General features: G+C 72.0%; 14 protein-coding genes. 6 read left to right on the forward strand and 8 right to left on the reverse strand.

Annotated elements, in window-relative coordinates:
• Positions 1-121 precede the first annotated feature (121 nt).
• A complete protein-coding gene (locus tag HAV40_RS36985) occupies positions 122-2,311 on the forward strand; it encodes a carbohydrate-binding module family 20 domain-containing protein (protein WP_203671712.1) in 2,190 nt (729 codons plus the stop codon).
• Positions 2,312-2,443: 132 nt separating this feature from the next.
• On the opposite strand, the gene HAV40_RS36990 is transcribed toward HAV40_RS36985, so the two are convergent.
• Complete coding sequence (locus tag HAV40_RS36990; RefSeq protein WP_166388974.1) at positions 2,444-4,606, reverse strand: HelD family protein; 2,163 nt, start codon at positions 4,604-4,606, stop codon at positions 2,444-2,446.
• 116 nt (positions 4,607-4,722) lie between these two features.
• Positions 4,723-5,442 (reverse strand): DedA family protein, encoded by a 720-nt coding sequence (locus HAV40_RS36995; protein WP_239086762.1) that lies wholly within the window; start codon positions 5,440-5,442, stop codon positions 4,723-4,725.
• A 334-nt stretch (positions 5,443-5,776) separates the two neighbouring features.
• On the opposite strand from HAV40_RS36995, the gene HAV40_RS37000 reads away from it, so the two are divergent.
• Complete coding sequence (locus HAV40_RS37000) at positions 5,777-6,370, forward strand: carbonic anhydrase (protein WP_166388975.1); 594 nt, start codon at positions 5,777-5,779, stop codon at positions 6,368-6,370.
• Between the two features lie 212 nt (positions 6,371-6,582).
• On the opposite strand, the gene HAV40_RS37005 is transcribed toward HAV40_RS37000, so the two are convergent.
• On the reverse strand, positions 6,583-6,909 hold the full coding sequence (locus HAV40_RS37005) for a hypothetical protein (RefSeq protein WP_166388976.1): 327 nt from the start codon (positions 6,907-6,909) through the stop codon (positions 6,583-6,585).
• Between the two features lie 235 nt (positions 6,910-7,144).
• Here HAV40_RS37005 and HAV40_RS37010 point away from each other — a divergent pair, with 235 nt between their 5' ends.
• Both HAV40_RS37010 and HAV40_RS37015 read left to right on the forward strand, forming a co-directional pair.
• Entirely contained in the window at positions 7,145-7,639 is a 495-nt protein-coding gene (locus HAV40_RS37010; RefSeq protein ID WP_166388977.1) for a DUF3145 domain-containing protein, read from the forward strand.
• 90 nt (positions 7,640-7,729) lie between these two features.
• Complete coding sequence (locus HAV40_RS37015; protein WP_239086764.1) at positions 7,730-9,427, forward strand: glycoside hydrolase family 3 protein; 1,698 nt, start codon at positions 7,730-7,732, stop codon at positions 9,425-9,427.
• A 72-nt stretch (positions 9,428-9,499) separates the two neighbouring features.
• Here the strand turns inward: HAV40_RS37015 and HAV40_RS37020 are convergent, their stop codons facing one another.
• From HAV40_RS37020 to HAV40_RS37030, 3 genes are all read right to left on the reverse strand, one after another.
• Positions 9,500-10,729: an RNA polymerase sigma factor gene (locus tag HAV40_RS37020; protein ID WP_166388978.1), complete on the reverse strand. Its 1,230-nt coding sequence runs from the start codon at positions 10,727-10,729 to the stop codon at positions 9,500-9,502.
• The gene (locus HAV40_RS37025) at positions 10,726-11,064 is read right to left on the reverse strand and encodes a YciI family protein (RefSeq protein ID WP_166388979.1); all 339 of its coding nucleotides are present in this window, start codon (positions 11,062-11,064) and stop codon (positions 10,726-10,728) included. Before HAV40_RS37025 ends, HAV40_RS37020 begins: the two co-directional genes overlap by 4 nt.
• Before the next feature lie 154 nt (positions 11,065-11,218).
• Complete coding sequence (locus HAV40_RS37030; protein WP_166388980.1) at positions 11,219-11,749, reverse strand: XdhC family protein; 531 nt, start codon at positions 11,747-11,749, stop codon at positions 11,219-11,221.
• A gap of 54 nt (positions 11,750-11,803) precedes the next feature.
• On the opposite strand from HAV40_RS37030, the gene HAV40_RS37035 reads away from it, so the two are divergent.
• Positions 11,804-12,349, forward strand: a complete 546-nt coding sequence (locus tag HAV40_RS37035; protein WP_203671713.1) for an AAA family ATPase — start codon at positions 11,804-11,806, stop codon at positions 12,347-12,349.
• A 247-nt stretch (positions 12,350-12,596) separates the two neighbouring features.
• On the opposite strand, the gene HAV40_RS37040 is transcribed toward HAV40_RS37035, so the two are convergent.
• Positions 12,597-15,002: an acyltransferase family protein gene (locus tag HAV40_RS37040; RefSeq protein WP_166388982.1), complete on the reverse strand. Its 2,406-nt coding sequence runs from the start codon at positions 15,000-15,002 to the stop codon at positions 12,597-12,599.
• Complete coding sequence (locus HAV40_RS37045) at positions 14,992-15,222, reverse strand: hypothetical protein (protein WP_166388983.1); 231 nt, start codon at positions 15,220-15,222, stop codon at positions 14,992-14,994. Before HAV40_RS37045 ends, HAV40_RS37040 begins: the two co-directional genes overlap by 11 nt.
• 433 nt (positions 15,223-15,655) lie before the next feature.
• Here HAV40_RS37045 and HAV40_RS37050 point away from each other — a divergent pair, with 433 nt between their 5' ends.
• Positions 15,656-17,758 carry an acyltransferase family protein gene (locus HAV40_RS37050; RefSeq protein ID WP_166388984.1) on the forward strand — a complete coding sequence of 701 codons (2,103 nt, stop codon included), beginning with the start codon at positions 15,656-15,658 and terminating at the stop codon, positions 17,756-17,758.
• Positions 17,759-17,779: the final 21 nt, after the last annotated feature.

The raw sequence follows: 17,779 nt of genomic DNA on the forward strand, positions 1-17,779 counted from the left end.
ATTTGTACGGTAAATCCGGCGCATCGATGCCCTTCACGCCGTGTCAACGCGGGGCTAACATCCTTGAAACTTGCGCAAGAGTTTCCATCCCCTCGCCCCTCCCCGAACCAGGAGGAGACTCGTGTCCATCCGCCACCGCTCCCTCGCCGCAGCCCTCGCCTCGGTGCTGCTGGCCACCGCGCTCTCCGTGGTCGTGCTCCTGCGACCCGGCACCCCCGACCTCGTCCCGGCCAAGGCGGACGCCAACCCCGGCAACCGTGACGTCATCGTGCACCTGTTCCAGTGGCCCTGGGCCTCGGTCGCCAGCGAATGCAGCACGGTCCTCGGCCCGAAGGGCTTCGGCGCCGTCCAGGTGTCCCCGCCGCAGGAGCACGTCGTGCTCGGCGGCAAGGGCTACCCGTGGTGGCAGGACTACCAGCCGGTCAGCTACCAGCTCAACAGCCGCCGCGGCGACCGCGCCGCGTTCGCGAACATGGTCTCGGCCTGCCACAACGCGGGTGTGAAGATCTACGTGGACGCCGTGATCAACCACATGGCCGGAGGCGCGTCCAGCGGCACCGGCTCGGCCGGCTCGACGTACTCGCACTACAGCTATCCCGGCATCTATCAGAATCAGGACTTCCACCACTGCGGGCGCAACGGCAACGACGACATCGTGGCCTGGGGCGACCGGTGGGAGGTGCAGAACTGCGAACTGGTCGACCTGTCCGACCTCGCCACCGAGTCCAGCTACGTGCGCGGTCGGCTGACCGCCTACCTCAACGACCTCGTCTCGCTGGGCGTGGACGGGTTCCGGGTCGACGCGGCCAAGCACCTGCCCGTCGCCGACATGCAGGCCATCCTGGGCGGCGTCAGCGGCTCGCCGTACGTCTTCCACGAGGTGATCGAGGACAGCGCGTTCCCGCCGGGGGAGTACGCCGGGACCGGCGACGTGACCGAGTTCCGCTACGGCGACGTCGTCGGCAACGCATTCCGCGACGCGAACCTGTCCAACCTGAACAACCTCGCCTCGCAGATGGCCCTGGCCAGCGGCGACGCGGTCAACTTCATCGACAACCACGACACGCAGCGCAACGGCCGCGCCCGGCTCACCTACAAGAACGGGCAGACCCACGCGCTGGCTGCGGCGTTCAGCCTGGTCTACCCGTACGGCACGCCCCAGCTGATGAGCAGCTTCACGTTCAGTGACAACGAGGCCGGTCCGCCCGCGAGCAACGGCGTCACCCACCAGGTCACCTGCGGCTCGGGCTGGGAGTGCGAACACCGCAAGGCGGTGGTCGCCAACCTCGTCGGCTTCCACAACGCGGTCAGCGGCACCGGGGTCGCCCACTGGACCTCGCCGTCGTCGTCGCGGATCGCGTTCAGCCGGGGCAACGTCGGCTTCGCCGCGTTCAACCGCGACGGCGCCGCCTGGAGCACCACCTTCAGCACCGGGCTGCCCGCGGGCGTGTACTGCAACGTGGCCACCGGCGACTTCACCGCCGGGACCTGCACCGGCGGCACCGTCACCGTGAACGGCTCCGGCCAGGCCACCGCCACCGTCGCCGCCAACAGCGCGCTGGCGATCTACACCGGCGCGCTGATCGGCAACCCGCCGTCCCCGACCGGCACCCCGTCGCCGACGCCCAGCGGCAGCGCCTGCACCACCGTGGCGGTCACCCTGGAGTCCAGCACCACCACGACCAGCGGCCAGAACGTCTTCGTCGCGGGCAGCATCGCCGCGCTCGGCTCCTGGAACACGGCCAGCGCGCTCGCCATGTCCAACACGGCGTACCCGCTCTGGCGGGCCACCGTGAACCTCCCCGCAGGCACGTCCTTCGCGTACAAGTACATCAAGAAGGACGCCTCCGGCACCGTCACCTGGGAGAGCATCGCCAACCGCACCCGTACCGTGCCGACCGGCGTCTGCGCCGTCACCTACACCGAGACCTGGAACGTTCCCGGCGGCTCCACCCCGTCCCCCAGCGCCACCCCGTCACCCAGCGCCTCCCCGTCACCCAGCGGCTCGGCCTGCGCCACCATCGCCGCCGCCTTCTCCGTGAACGCGACCACGACCTGGGGCCAGAACGTCTACGTCGTCGGCTCGATCCCGGCCCTCGGCAACTGGAACACCGCCAGCGCCGTACCCCTCTCCAGCGCGACCTACCCGGTCTGGACCGCCACCCTCACCCTGCCGACAGCGACGACCTTCGCCTACAAGTACCTCAAGAAGGACGCCTCCGGCACCGTCACCTGGGAAAGCGACCCCAACCGCACCCAAACCACCCCCACCACCCCCTGCACCGCCACCTACCCCGCCACCTGGCGCTAACCCCGCCCCCGCCCCGGCCCGGCGCCCCCGCCCCGGCCCGCCCCGGCCTGTCCCCCTGCGACAACTCTTAAAGAGTCGCGCCCTCAGGAGACTCCTGAGGGCGCGACTCTTTAAGAGTTGCGGAATGGGGGGTCAGCGCCAAGGGCGGGTGGAGAGGGTGGTGAGGCGTTGGGTGGCGCGGGAGAGGGCTACGTAGAGGGTGCGGCGGCCGGCGTCGGTGTTGGCGTCGATGAGGGCGGGTTCGACGAGGACTACGGCGTCGTACTCCATGCCCTTGGCGGCCAGGGCGGTGACGACGCGGAGGCGTTCGGTGTCCCACTCGGACAGGCGGGCGGTGACGCGGTCGCGGAAGCGGGCGTCAGGGGTGATCACGCCGACGGTGCCCTCGACCTCGCCGAGCAGCGCGGCGACGGCGTCGCGGACCGCGTCGTCGAGGACGGCCCGGTCCACGACGCGGTGCACGGGCGGCACGCCGGTGGTGCGTACGGCCCTGGGCAGCGGGAGGTCGGGGGAGACGCGGCGGATCACCTCGGCGGCGACCTCGAAGATCTCCGTCGAGTTGCGGTAGTTCGTGGTGAGCTGGTGGTGGTAGCGCTTACGGCCGCCGAGCGCCTCGTCGCGGGCACGGGCGACCTCGCCCGCACTGCCGATCCACGCCGACTGCGCGGGGTCGCCGACGACGGTCCAGCTGGCCGCATGGCCGCGCCGGCCGATCATGCGCCACTGCATCGGCGTGACGTCCTGCGCCTCGTCCACCACCACGTGGGCGTAGTCGCGGTAGTCGTTCTCGCGCGCCGCGGCGATCGACGCGGCGCGGGAGCGCTCGTACGTGGTCGCCACCTCACGCACCCCGCCGACCGTGTACGCCTCGCGTCGGCGTACCCGCGGCTTGGGCTTGTCGCCGAGCAGTTCCTGCAGCTCGTCGAGCAGCGGCACGTCGTCGATGCTGGGGCCCTGCTCGCGCAGCGGCGCGAGCGCCCGCACCAGGGTGCGCTGGTCCTCGTTCGACAGCGTGCCCTCGGCGTAGCGGCGCAGCCGCTGCGGGTCGCCCAGCCAGCCCAGCACCTGCACCGGGCGCACCAGCGGCCACCAGGCCTTCAGGAACTCGCGGAAGCCCTCGTGCTCGGTCAGCTCCTCGTCGAACCGGGCCTGCTCCAGCCGCGGCTGCTTGGCCTTCATCTGTTCCCAGAGGTGGTCCAGCACCGCGCCGAAGGCCTTGGCCCGGATCTCGTTGCGCCGGTTGCCGCGCCCGATCCGCCGCCGGATCTCCTCACCCTGCTGCCAGGTCAGCGACAGCCACTCCCCGCGGTAGCGGATACGCAGGCCGTCGGGGCTGCCGGGCGGGGCGTCCTCGGCGGCTTTGCGCAGCACCCGGCGCATCCGCGTCGAACCCTTCACCGCGCGGACCGCGGCGGTCTCCTCGCGGGTCGCACTGAACCCGGGAACGAGCTGGCCGAGCGACTTCAGCGTCGCGGTGTCCTCGCCGAGCGAGGGCAGCACGGTCTCGATGTACTCGACGAACACCGGCGACGGGCCGACGATCAGCACGCCGCCCCCGGCGAACCGGGACCGGTCGGAGTACAGCAGGTAGGCGGCGCGGTGCAGGGCGACGGCGGTCTTGCCGGTGCCGGGGCCGCCCTCGACCATCGTCACGCCGGACGCGGGCGAGCGGATCGCCAGGTCCTGCTCGTGCTGGATGGTCGCCACGATGTCGCGCATGCCGGTGCCCTTGGCCCGGCTCAGCGCCGCCAGCAGCGCGCCGTCGCCGACCACCCGCATGCCCTCGGGCGCGGCCGCCGGGTCGAGCAGGTCGTCCTCCAGGCCGGTGATCTTCTCGCCGAACGACGAGATCATCCGGCGGCGGATCACCCCCAGCGGCTGCGCGGCCGTGGCGCGGTAGAAGGCCGCCGCGGCGGGCGCACGCCAGTCGATGAGCAGCGGCTCCGCCCCCTCGGTACGCACACCCAGCCGGCCGATGTAGCGGGGGCGCTCGTCCCAGCCCGCCGCCTCCGGGTCGGCCGCGGCCTCCTCCGGGTCGACGTGGCGCGGGTGCATGTCCAGGCGGCCGAAGACCAGGCCCTCGTGTTCGCTGTCGAACGCCTGCCGCCGCCGCGCCGCGTGGAACACCATCGCGTCGCGTTCGACCAGCGACCCGTACGTGCCGACCCGGGCGAGTTGATAGCCGTCGGCCTCGGCGCGGGCGGCGTCGGCGCGCAGCATGGCCAGCCGCGCGTAGACACGGTCCACGTGCAGCTGCTCGATGGCGATCTCGTCGTGCAGGGTGTTGTCAGACATGCGTCTCCCGGGCCGGTATAGCGGCGATGGTGCCCCGATAGGGTACGGGCTGCTCCCGACGGGAAGATCGTTCACCGGGCCGATGTGACGCGCGGCCCCACCGGATAGGCTGAAAGTCAGCCGACCCGCTCCTGGACCGAAGGCTTCTTCGCGTCCGTCGCGCCGTCGGTGGGGTGGTCGACCTCGTCCGCGCCGAGCACCGCGACGGTCTCGTCGGCGGCGGCCGCGGCCAGCGACTTCTTGGCCCGGTGCTTGAACAGCCAGGTGGTGCCCAGCCCGAAGACCACGGCCAGGGCCAGCGCCGCCCAGGAGAACCGCTTCAGCCAGGCCTCGGCCACCGCGCCCAGCGCGTAGATCGCGAACGTCGTGCCGAACGCCCAGACCAGACCGCCACCCGCATTGGCCAGCAGGAACTTGCGGTACGGCACCTTCAGCGCGCCGGCCATCGGCCCGGCCAGGATGCGCAGCAGCGCGATGAAGCGGCCGAAGAAGACCGCCCAGGTGCCCCAGCGCCCGAACATCGCCTCGGCCCGCACGATCTGCTCCGGGCCCAGGTGCTTCGGGAAACGGCGGCCCAGCCGGTCGAGCAGCGGACGGCCGCCGCGCTTGCCCACCGCGTACCCGATGGAGTCGCCGACGATCGCGCCGATCGCGGCGGCGGCGGCCACGCCCCACGGCGAGATGTGGTCCTGCGTCGCCGCCAGTAGCGAGGCGCTGACCAGCACGATCTCGCCAGGCAGCGGGATGCCCATGCTCTCGGTGCCGATGACCAGACCGACGATCAGGTAGATGGCGAGCGCGGGGAGCGTCTCCAGCCATGCTCCGACGAACTCCACCGGCCACCCCTTCCGCTAGCACCATCGCCCGCAGTGACCTCACGGGACGCTCGAAAGATACCCGACCGCGCACCCCGCCGCACTCGGCTGAAGTCCCTAAGGGTCCGGCCGAGGTGTCGGATCACCGCACCTTCACCAGCGCGGGGGTGCGGGGCCCGGGTTCCGGCTGTTGCGGGAAACTTCAGCGATCAGGCCGCCGTTTCCCTGAAACCGCAGGGAACAGCCGTGAGAAGGGTCGCACTACTTCCGAGTAACCTTCCCGTGGCGGCCCAATACCAGGGACCCTGATCCCATGACGCAGTCAAGGACCGCGCCCTGGGATTCTGATGTGACGATGACCGGCAACCGTCGGGGGCCCGCAGAGGCGCTGGCCGACCTGATGGCCGGCAACCGCCGGTTCGCGGCCGGACGGCCCCGTTACGGCCACCACGTCGGCGAGGCGGCCGCCCAGTCCAGCGGCCAGGAGCCGTACGCCGTGGTGCTGGGGTGCATCGACTCCCGGGTGCCGCTGGAGGCCGTGTTCGACCAGAACTTCGGTGACATGTGCGTGGTCCGCTCCGGCGCCCACGTGCTCGACCGCTCGGTGGTGGGCTCGGTCGAGTTCGCCGTCGCCGAGCTGCACGCCTCCGTGGTGATGGTGCTCGGCCACGAGCGCTGCGGCGCCGTCGCCGCCACCGTCGAGGCACTGCGCACGGGCAACCGGCCGGACGGCTTCATGGGCTACCTGGTGGACCAGATCGTGCCCGCGGTCACCGAGGTCGGGCTGGACGACCCGCAGGTGAACGCGAAGGCGCTGCGCCGCCACGTCGAGCGCACCGTCGACCAGCTCCGCCTCGCCGACCGCCTCGCCTCCGCCACCGCGGAAGGCCGAGCCCAGATCGTCGGCGCCGTCTACGACCTCGACACCGGCGTCGTAGACCTCCTCTGACCCACCCCACCGACCCGCCCCGCCCGCGCCTCCGGCGCGCGGCCGCCACTACCGGCGCAACTCTTAAAGACGTGCGGCCTCAGGGACTCCCTGAGGCCGCACGTCTTTAAGAGTTGCCGCACAGGTCCGGGCCAGGGCTCCCGGCCGGGCGGGGGGTATGGCGAAGGCCCCGGCCGCGGAGCGGACGGGGCCTTCGCGTGAGACAGAAGGGCTCAGCCCTCGAAGATGCCGGCCTCGGCCAGGCGCTTCTCGGTGGCGTCCCACCCGTGACCGGGGTGGCTGCTGTTGAGAGCGACCAGCTCGGCACGGATCTTGGTGGCGTGGCCTGCGCCCGCGAGCACGCGGATCTCCTCGACGAAAGCGTCCGAGGTGGTGCTCAGGTGCACGGTCTTGCCGTTGGTGAGGTTCCGCACGTAGGCGTGCTTGCCGTTGTTCAGCGGAATGATGTACTTGAACTCACCGAGCACGCTCAGCGCGCCACCCTTGGCCTCACCGGCCCGGACAGACGCGCGCGCGGTCTTGGAGGTGTTGCTCGCCACGACGTACTCCTTGAAAGTCTGGTTGACTTAGGAACTCTACACGACCCCTGAGCAGACCCTGATCGGCGTCGCCTTTCGGTGTGACGGACACGTCGCCGCGGGCCGGTCGGACATTTCATCCGGCGAGTTTCGCGATTCTCTGGCGTCACATCCGCCCCAGCCGTCATCATGGGGGAGATCGCTGGAGTCGCCAGGCCGTAGGGGAAGACGCGCCTGTCCGTCTCGGGAGGTCACCGTGCCCACGCGTGGCGTCGTACACGTCCACTCGAGCCCGCTTGCCGTGTGTCCTCACGTCGAGTGGGCGATTTCGCGCGCCCTGAAAAGCGGCGCGGTCAACCTGCACTGGACCGTGCAACCGCTGGAGCCCAGTGCCCGCCGCGCCGAGTGCGGCTGGTCCGGGCGGCCCGGCACCGCCGCGGAGATAGCGGCTGAGCTGCGCCAGTGGCCGATGCTGCGCTTCGAGATCACCGAGGAGCCCAGCGCGGGGGTCGACGGCGAGCGTTTCATGCACGTGCCCGGCCGTGGCCTGTTCCGGGCCGCGATGGGCGCGGCCGGCGACATCCAGCTCGGCGAGGATCGGCTGCGCGCGCTCATCACGGGCAGCCGCAGCCCGGAGGCGCTGGCGCATGCCCTCGACATGGCGATGGGCACTCCCTGGGACGCCGAGCTGGAGCCGTATCGCTACGCCGCCGAGGGCGCGCCGGTGACGCTGCTGACCAGGGCCGGTTAGCCCGCACGCGGGGTGCCACGATCGGCCGTACGGCCGAGCAGGGCGCGTGTAACGGTTGACCCCGTCCCGTACGGCTGGTGGGATACCCGCGTGACCTCGTCAACGCAGAAAAGGTTCCGCAGGCTCAGCGCCGTCGTGTCCGGCCTGTGCACTGTGGCGGTCGTGGCAGGCGCGTGCGGCACGGCGCCCGACAATCGGGGCACGCTGCCGATGCAGGATCCGGCCGACCTCTCGGCCAAGGTCGCGGCGATCGTGAAGAGGATGTCCGACGCGGACCTCGCCGGCCAGGTGCTGATGCCGTTCGCGTACGGCCGCTCGGCCACCGACGTGTCGCCCGGCACCGCCGCGGGCAACAAGGCACTGGCCGGGGTGGACACCCCCGCGCAGATGGTCGAGAAGTACAAGCTCGGCGGCATCATCCTGATCGGCTTCGGCGGCAACGACCCGACCGCGGCCAACCAGCCGGTCAACAACGTGCAGTCGCCGGAGCAGGTGCGGGCGCTGACCGGCGGCCTGCAGGCCGCCGCGTCCAGGCTGCCCGCCGACGTGCCGCTGCTGATCGGCATGGACCAGGAGTTCGGTGTGGTCACCCGGCTCACCACCGGCATGACACCGCTGCCCAGCGCGATGGCGTTCGGCGCGGCCGCCGACCCGAAGCTGACCGAGGTCGCCTGGCGGGCGGCGGGCCTGGAGCTGTCGGCGGTGGGCGTGAACGTGAACTTCGCGCCGGTCGCTGACGTGCTCGGCCCGGCGGGCAGCACGGTGATCGGCTCGCGGTCGTACGGGTCGGACCCGCGCGCGGCCGGTGAGCAGGTCGTCGCAGCGATCAACGGGATGCGGGCGGGCGGCGTGGCCGCGACGCTCAAGCACTTCCCCGGCCACGGCCACACCGCCGCGGACAGCCACACCGAACTGCCGGTGGTGAACCAGTCCCGGCAGCTGCTCGACACCGACGACCTGGCCACCTTCAAAGCCGGTATCAAGGCCGGCGCCCCGCTGATCATGTCCGGGCACCTCGACGTGCAGGCGATCGACCCGGGTGTGGCGGCGACCTTCTCCAAGAAGGTGCTGACCGACCTGCTCCGCAACGAGCTGGGCTTCCAGGGCGTCGTGGTGTCCGATGGCATGAACATGGCCCCGGCGATGAAGGTCCCACCGGGCGAGGCGGCCGTGAAGGCGCTGCTGGCCGGGAACGACCTGATCCTCATGCCGCCGAACGTGGCCCAGGCGCACGCGGGCATCGTCGACGCGGTGAAGGCGGGCACCCTGCCGCGTGCGCGGCTGGCCGAGGCCGCCGGGCGCATCCTGGCCCTGAAGCTCGGCTTCGGCAAGGCCGCCGCCCCCGCGCTGTCCACCGTCGGCACCCACCAGGCCGACGTCGCCCCGCTCGCCGCCGCCGCGGTCACCGTGCTGCGCGGTGCCTGCGGCAAGCCGCTGGTCACCGGCCCGGTCCGGGTGACCGCGTCGACCGGGCGGGAGAAGGCCCGCAACCGGCTGACCGAGGCGCTGAAGAAGAACGGGGCCACGGTCGTCGAGACCGGCGGCAGCGTGGTGCATCTCGTCGGCTACGGCGACGCCGCCGACGACCTGAGCGCGGCCGCGGCGGTCACCGTCCACATGGACGTGCCCACGCTGCTGGCCAAGTCGACCTCGAAGGTGCTGGTCGCGACGTACTCGTCCAGCGACTTCTCGATGGACGGCCTGGCCGCGGTGCTGACCGGCAAGGCCAAGCCGACCGGCCGCTCGCCGGTCGAGGTCGCGGGCCTGCCCCGGACCACCTGCGCCTGACGACACCGAACGCCCGCTGCGTGCCCCCGTGGCCACAGCGGGCGTTCACGTTCCGCCCCCGCCGCGCCGCTTCTAGAGTTCGTCGGCGCGGTCGAGCAGGGCACGCCGTTCGGCGTCGCCGGGTACGCGGTCGGCGGCCTCGCGGAACAGCCGCGCGGCGCGCACCCGGTCGCCCGACCGCGCGGTGAGGTCGGCCTCGGCGGCGATCACCAGCGGGTAGTCGTCGAGTGCGCCGCCCGCGCGGGCACGTGCCAGCAGGTCCAGCCCGGCGGCCGGGCCGTGCGCGTATCCGTGCGCGACAGCCCGGTTCAGCTCGATCACAGGGCTCGGCTGCTGCTCGGCCAGGCGGTCGTAGCAGTCCGCGACCCGCGTCCAGTCGGTGTCCGCGATAGACGGGGCCGTGGCGTGACAGGCCGCGATTTGCGCCTGAAGCGCGTACACGCCGGACCCGCTCACCCCGGGCACGCTGGACAGGATGCCGGTGGCTTCGGCGATCGCGGTGTGGTCCCAGCGGGAGCGGTCCTGCCGGTCCAGCGGGACCAGGCCGCCCGTGGCGTCACGACGGGCGTCGCGGCGCGAGTGCTGGAGCAGGAACAGCGCGAGCAGGGCGCGGGCCTCAGGCTGGTCGGGCATGAGGCGGGCGAGCAGGCGGGACAGCCGGATCGCCTCGTCGGCGAAGGCAGGTTCGCCGTCGGCGTTGTAGCCGTGCGTGAACAGCAGGTACAGCACGGCGAGCACGCCGGGCAGGCGCTCGGTCAGGGCCGGGCCGGTCGGTACGCGATACGGGATGCGGGCTTCGGTGATTTTGGTTTTCGCCCTGGTCAGCCGCCGGGTCATGGTGGATTCGCTGACCAGGAACGCCTGCGCGATGTCGGCGGTCGCGACCGCGCAGATGGTGCGCAGGGTCAGCGCGACGCGGGCCTCCAGCGGCAGCGCGGGGTGGCAGCAGGTGAAGATCAGGCGTAGCCGGTCGTCCACGATCTCCTCCTGGCGCTCCGGTGCGGCGGTGGCGGCGGTCAGCGCGAGCACGGCGACGTCGCGCAGCTTGCGGCGTTCGACGGTGCCGCGCCGGAGCACGTCGAGGGCGCGGTTGCGGGCCACGGTCATCAGCCAGCCGCCGGGGTTGTCCGGCACGCCGTCGGTCGGCCAGCGGTCCAGCGCCAGGGCCAGGGCCTCCTGGGCGCTGTCCTCGGCGAGCGTCCAGTCGCCGGTGATCCGGATCAGGGCGGCCACGATGCGCTGGTACGCGTCGGTCGCCGCGGCCGCGGCGGCCTGCGCCGCCGCGGCCCGTACGTCGGTCAAGACTTGTCCCAGTCGGCCTGCGGCCGGATCTCGATGCGGCCGCCCCGCGCCATCGGGTGCGCCCGCGCGACCTCGATCGCCTCGTCCAGGTCGGCGCACTCCAGCAGGTCGAAGCCGACGATCAGCTCCTTGGTCTCGGCGAACGGGCCGTCGGAGACCAGGGTCTGGCCGTTACGTACGCGTACCGTCGTCGCCGTCGACTTGGGCCCGAGGCCCATGCCGCGCAGCCGCTGCCCGCTGGCGTCGTGCTTGTCGACCCACGCGTCGATGTCGGGCTCGGGTGCGGGGTCGGTGTCCGGCTCGGTGTCGGTGCACACGAACATCAGGTACTTCATCGTTGCTCTCCTTGTTCGAGGTTCACCCCAGTGACGAACAGCCCCCCGCCTACCGGACAGCTCCCACAAAGATTTTTCGAAGGAAGGGCACCTTCCCATCGCTTCGCGTAGGGGAAGGTGCCCTTCCTAACATCTCACGATGGGTTTCCGCAGGTCAGAAGGTGAAGCCGCCGGGGCGGTCGTTGCGGTCGGCGATCAGCCCGGCCAGTGTCGCCACGGCGATCTCCGCGGGCGTACGCGACCCGATGTTCAACCCGATCGGCCGGTGCACCCGCGCCACCGCCGCCTCGTCCAACCCGCGCTCGCGCAGCGCCGCCACGTGCGGGGCGGTGTGCCGGGGGCTGCCCATCACGCCGATCCAGCGGGCTCGGGTCTGCAGGGCCGCGTCCAGGAGCGCGCCGAGTTCGGGCCGGTCGTGGTCGGTGACCACGACGTCGGCGTGGCCGTCGGCGAACGACGGGTCGACGCTGCTGGCCAGCGCCAGGTGCTCGGGCCGGGGCACGTCCTCGATCCGGTGCAGGTCCGGTTCGACCAGCACGGTGCGGTAGCCGAGGTCGTGCCCGAAGTGCAGCAGGTGCACCGCGACCGGCGACGCGAACACCGCGACCAGGGTGCGTACGCCGGGCTGCGCGGGAAGTTCGCCGTGGGCCTGCGCGCAGGCGGGATCCGTGTGCTGATGTGCCACTCGCCCAGCCTAGTACCGTGGCGTCGGATTCCGGGACGGCAGCGGGGAGGCGCAGTGGCGGTGATCGTGGTGACGGGCATTCAGGCCGCGGGCAAGTCGACGGTGGCGCAGGGGCTGGCCGAGCGGCTGGAGCGCTCGGTGCACGTGCGCGGCGACCTGTTCCGGCGGATGGTCGTCAACGGCCGGGTGGAGATGGGTCCAGCTGACCCGCCCGCCGAGGCGCTGCGCCAGCTGCGGCTGCGGTACGCGCTGGCGGCGACGGTCGCCGACGGGTACGCCGAGGCCGGGTTCGACGTCGTGCTCCAGGACATCGTGCTGGGCGAGGACCTGACCGCGATGCTGGCGGCGATCAAGCACCGGCCGCTGTACGCGGTGGTGCTCGCGCCGCGGGCCGAGGTGGTGCAGGCCCGCGACGAGGAGCGGCGCGCCCGGCGCGGCAAGGTGGCCTACAAGCCCGGTGACGAGGGCGTCACCGACCTGGACCGCTACCTGCGCGAACACACCCCGCGCACGGGCCTGTGGCTGGACACCTCCGACCAGACACCCGCCCAGACGGTCGACGAGATCCTCGCCCGGGTATGGACGGAAGGCCTCGTCTGACAGCGGCCCCGCCTACCGTCTGCGCCGCCTGCCCGGCCGAGCCGCCGTCCGCGACCGCGCGACCGTCTGCGACCGCGCGGGCGGTCCAAGATCGCCCGGCTTGCCGGGCACCTGTGCGTATCTTGAGCGCGTTTTCGCCCACCTGCCTGGCAAGTCGAGCGATCTTGCTGCGCGCGCGAGCGTGCCACGTGGGGAAGGGCACCTTCTTATACGCGCAGCGATAAGAAGGTGCCCTTCCCTCGGCCTGTCAGGGGACGGGGGCGGTGGCGCGGATGGTGCGGGCGGTGATGGTGGACATGACCATCGTCTGGTCGAGGTCGGGGGTCGGGGCGATGACGGCGACGACCTCGGGGTGGTGGCGCCCGACGCGGGGTCGGACGCGACGGCGGCGGCGGGGCAGGTCCTCGACCCAGCCGAGCAGCCAGCACGCCCCGGCGACGAAGACGCAGGACAGCGCGAGTTTGATCGCGATGAGCAGGGGTTCGTTGTCCAACGCCCAGATCCTTGCCTTCTCGAGGATGAAGATCGTCGTCAGCACCGCTAGCTGGTGCCACAGGAACATGGTCAGCGAACGGCTGCTGATCCACTCGACCAGGCGGCGGAACCGCTTGCGGGCCGCCAACCAGGCCAGCTCCGGGTCCCAGTGCAGCAGCGGCACGATGAACGCGGCGCAATACAACACCTGCCCGACCGGGCTGGCCTGCAGCAGGCCGCCGTCCGGCGGGAAGAAGTGCAGCCAGCTCAGCGCCCCGCCGACCATGACGGCGGACAGGGCCAGCACCACCTTGCGGTTGGCGCGCTGGAGCCGCCCGGTGGCGTGCCAGTAGCCGAGCACCCAGCACGGCGCGTAGATGCCGAGCATCTGGGTGACGTCGGCCAGCCACGAGCTGAACCCGATGAGCGGCGACACGGCCAGCAGGGTCAGCGGCGCGAGGGCGGTCAGCAGCGGGCGGCGGCGGTAGCAGGCCCATAGCAGCGGGGCGAGCAGCGTCAGCCACAGGTAGGTGCGGATGTACCAGAGCACGCCCGTGATCGGCACGGCCCAGTCGTTGCCCGGCGGGTCCGACAGCGGGAACACCCAGGCCAGCACCGCGGTCTCGTTGAACGGCCGGGCGTCGGTGCTGTCCCAGCCCATCACCCACATCAGCGGTACGAGCACCAGCCCCGCCGCCCACACCGCGGGCATGACCCGGCGGAACCGGCTCCACACCGCGATCTCGGCCCGGTCCTTGGCCTTCATCATGGACCGCGCCATCAGCGACCCGGCCAGCGCGAACATGACGCCCATCGACGGCAGCGCGAAGCCGAGCCAGACGAACCCGGTGGCGTGGAACGCGATGACGCGGGCCATCGCCAGTGCGCGCAGCAGGTCGAGGAAGAACGACCGGCCCTGGGCGGGCGAGGGCACCGGCTCGGCGGGTTTGGCGGTGGCGGCCTCCTTGGCCTCGTTACGGGTCTGCCACGACTTGTGGCGCAGGTTCGCCAGCCCGGCGAGCACGGCGGGGCCGACCACGACCAGCTGGAACACGTACAGCGCCGGGGTCAGCAGCAGCCACGTGGTGAGCCGTTCCCCTATCGGTACGCCCCGGCGGTCGAACAGGTAGACGGTGGTCTGCGCGTACAGGAACGCCACCCACAGCCCGACGCCGACCCACGGCACGCGCCACTGCGCGAAGGGGAACACCATCAGCGCGCCCATGATGAAGATCGGCGCCAGGCACATCAGCGCGAAGTCGAACGTACGCAGCCAGAACGACCACCCGGTCAGGTAGCGGATGTCCAGCGCGGTGACCCGGTAGTAGTCCCGTGCCCAGCGGATGCGCTGCCGGAACAGGTCGGGGGCGTTGTCCGGCACGGCGGTGTGCACGATCGCGTCGGCGACCGCGGCGGTGGTGCCGCGCCGCTGCGCGAAGTGGGTCAGGTGCCGGTCGTCGGCGACGCCGCGGCGCAGGTACTCGGTGAGGTTGTCCATGACCACCGCCGAGCGCCACACGGCCAGCGCGCCGGAGGCGGTGAAGATGTCGCCGGTCGCCGACAGCCCGTCCCGGATCACCAGGCAGCTGTGCAGGTAGTGCAGGTCGGTGACCTTGGTGATCAGGTTCTCGGCGCGGTTCATGGCGTACACCACGCCGGTCACGCCCTGGATCTTCGGGTCGGCGAAGCGGCGCAGGCAGCGCTCCACCGCGTGCCGGTCGACCACGGAGTCGCTGTCCACGGTGACCACGAAGTCGAACTCGGCCAGCTCGGCGACCAGCGCGGTGGCCTGGGCGTGGTGCTTGCCGCCGTTCTCGCGCTGGTGCCAGACCACCCGGGCGTGCTGGAACGGCGGCAGTTCGGCGGCCGAACCGTCGTCGACGACGTGGATGACGTCGGGCACCACCGTCCCGTTGAGCAGGCTGCGCACGGTGTCGTGCAGCATCTCCGGGTCCTCGTTGTACGCCGGGACCACCGCGATGATCCGCCCCTCGGGCAGCGGCAGGTCCCGGTGGCGGCGCAGCAGCCCGGCGAGCAGGATGCCCAGCGAGTACAGCAGCACGACCAGCGACAGCACGCGCTCGGCGGAGTCGACGCCGACGAACTCGACGTACGCCACCGTGACGGCGACGCAGACCAGCGCGGCGACCAGCCGCGCCCAGCGGTTGTCAGATCGCATCGGAACGCCGCCCGTCCTCGGGTCGGATGGCGCGGTGCCGCCCGCGCGGGCGCGGGATGCGGCCGGCGAACCGCTCCTGCCGCCCGGACATGCGCAGCAGCACGATGCCGACCACCACGGCGGTCAGCGCCGCCGCGATGACTTTGAGGACCACCCCAGGGGCGAGCAGCATGCTCACTCCCGTGACGGGCAGGATGTGCTGGCTTGAGCCGAAGGCCATCGAGGGCTCCCCTGTGACCGCGCCGGGGGATGGCGCGTAGAGCGGACGTCCCTCCAGATCGGATGCGGATGATCGGGAGTGGACCGAACTATCGGCCCCAACTCGGCCGCTCAGCGAGCGGAAACGCGGCACCGGCAGGACCAGCCGCGCGGATTAGTCCGCGCAACGGTGAATGACCACGTGAGGTGCCGTTGCCGCATGGCCCGGTCGGCGGAGTGTCAAAGTTGCGCTGACCTCGGTTTTCATACTCCACCGATGAACGTCGCGCCGCCGCCGCCACGCGGCCGGGCTCGGCTGCCCTGACGGCCTACCCGGTTCGGCGGATCTTCGGCGGGATCGGGGCGCGGGCACATCCCGTGGTGCCGCCGTCGCGATGGTGCTCGTGAGCCCGCCGACCCCAGCCGCCGCGCTGGCACCGCGAACAGGAAACCCGATGACCGTCACGCACACCCCGGCACCCGCGCCACCCACCGCGCCGCCGCCCACCCGCCAGCAGCCCCGCGCCGGTTTCCGGCCCGACGTCGAGGGCCTGCGGGCGCTCGCGGTCACCGTGGTGGTGCTGTTCCACGCCGGGGTGAGCGTGCTCAGCGGCGGCTACGTCGGGGTGGACGTCTTCTTCGTCATCTCGGGCTTCCTCATCACCGGCCACCTGCTGCGCGAGGTCGACCAGACCGGAACCATCTCGATCGGCTCGTTCTACGCCCGGCGCGCGATCCGGCTGCTGCCCGCGGCGACCTTCGTCACCGCGGTCACCGTCGGCGTCGCCTGGCTGTGGCTGCCGCCGGTGCGCTTCGCCGCCATCGCCGGCGACGCGCTCGCGACGACCTTCTACGGCATGAACTACCGGCTCGCGATCCAGGGCACCGACTACCTCGGGTCGGCGCAGACGCCGTCGCCGCTGCAGCACTTCTGGAGCCTGGCCGTCGAGGAGCAGTTCTACGTCGTATGGCCGCTGCTGCTCATCGGGGCGGTGCTGCTGACCCGCCGCCGCCCGCACCGGCGGCAGCGCGCCGTGCTCACCCTGTTCACCGGGATCGTGGTCGTCTCCTTCGGCCTGTCGGTGTGGCAGACCAGCGTGTCCGCGCCCTGGGCGTACTTCGGCATGCAGACCCGCGCCTGGGAGCTCGCCGTCGGCGGCCTGGTCGCGGCGACCGCCGTCTACTGGGAGCGCCTGCCGGGACGCCTGGCCATCGCGGGGCGCTGGGTCGGCCTGTCCGGCATCCTGCTCGCCGCGTTCACCTTCACCGAGCAGACCGCCTTCCCCGGGTACGCCGCCGCGCTGCCCGTGCTGGCGACGGCCCTGGTGCTCGGGGCGGGCTGCGCGCGTCCCGACTCCCGGCTGCTCGGCCTGGCCCCGGTGCAGCTCACGGGGCGGCTGTCGTACGGCTGGTACCTGTGGCACTGGCCGGTGCTGGTGGTCGGGCCGTACGTGTTCGGCGAGCTGACCACCGGCCGCCTCGTGGTGCTGGCCGGGCTGTCCTACCTGCTCGCCGCGACGACCCTGGTCAAGGTCGAGGACCCGATGCGCACCGCGCCCCGGCTGCGCCGCCGCCCCTGGCACGGCATCGCGCTCGGCCTGGCCCTGTCCACCTCACTGGCCGCCGTCGCGGTCGCCGCACCGGTGTACGTGCCGCCGCCGACCAGCGGCTCCGGGCAGGCCCTCGACGTCGCGTCGGCGCTGGCCAACGCCACCGGCGCGGAACGCGAGCTGATCAACCTGGTCGCCGCGGGCGCGGCCTCGACCACGGTGCCCGCCAACCTGACCCCGCCGGTGAACCGGGCCGAGGTCGACGTGCCCCGGCTCTACCTCGACGGCTGCGACCCGGCGTTCAGCGAGTCCGACGTGCGCAAACCCTGCATGTACGGCGACACCGACGGCGACACCACGATGGTGCTGTTCGGCGACTCGCACGCCGGGCACTGGTTCCCGCCGCTGGAGGCCGTCGCCAAGCAGCGCGGCTGGCGGCTGGCCGTGGTCACCAAGTCGGCCTGCTCCGCCGCGAGCACGCTGATCTACATGACCAACCTGAAGCGGCCGTACGAGGAGTGCGTGCGCTGGCGCGACGCCGCCGTGGAGTACATCCGCTCGCTGCACCCGGCGATGGTGGTGATGTCGTCCAACGGCAACGGCGACGCCATGGACGTCGGCCCCGACCAGGCCACCGGCTGGGCGTCGGCGTGGCGCAAGACGTTCAGCCGGCTCGCCCAGCCCGGCATGAAGCAGGTGCTGATCAGCGATACCGCCTGGCCGGCCGGGGACGCCCCCGAGTGCGTGTCCAGCCACCTGACCAAGCTGGACGCCTGCCACCGGCCCACCCAGGCCGCGATCGGCGACGGCCGCCGCCGCGCCCTGGTCGCCGAGGTCGCCGCTCTCGACGGCGTCACCGTGATCGACCCGCTCCCCTGGATGTGCACCGCCGCCAGATGCCCCGTCGTCATCGGCAACGTCCTCGTCTACAAGGACAACAGCCACCTCACCGCCACCTACGCCGCCCTCCTGGCCCCCGTCCTCACCGACCGCCTCCCCACCCCCTAACCCCCACCCACCCCGCGCCAC

Source organism: Catellatospora methionotrophica (assembly GCF_011297335.1).
Classification (GTDB): Bacteria; Actinomycetota; Actinomycetes; order Mycobacteriales; family Micromonosporaceae; genus Catellatospora; species Catellatospora methionotrophica.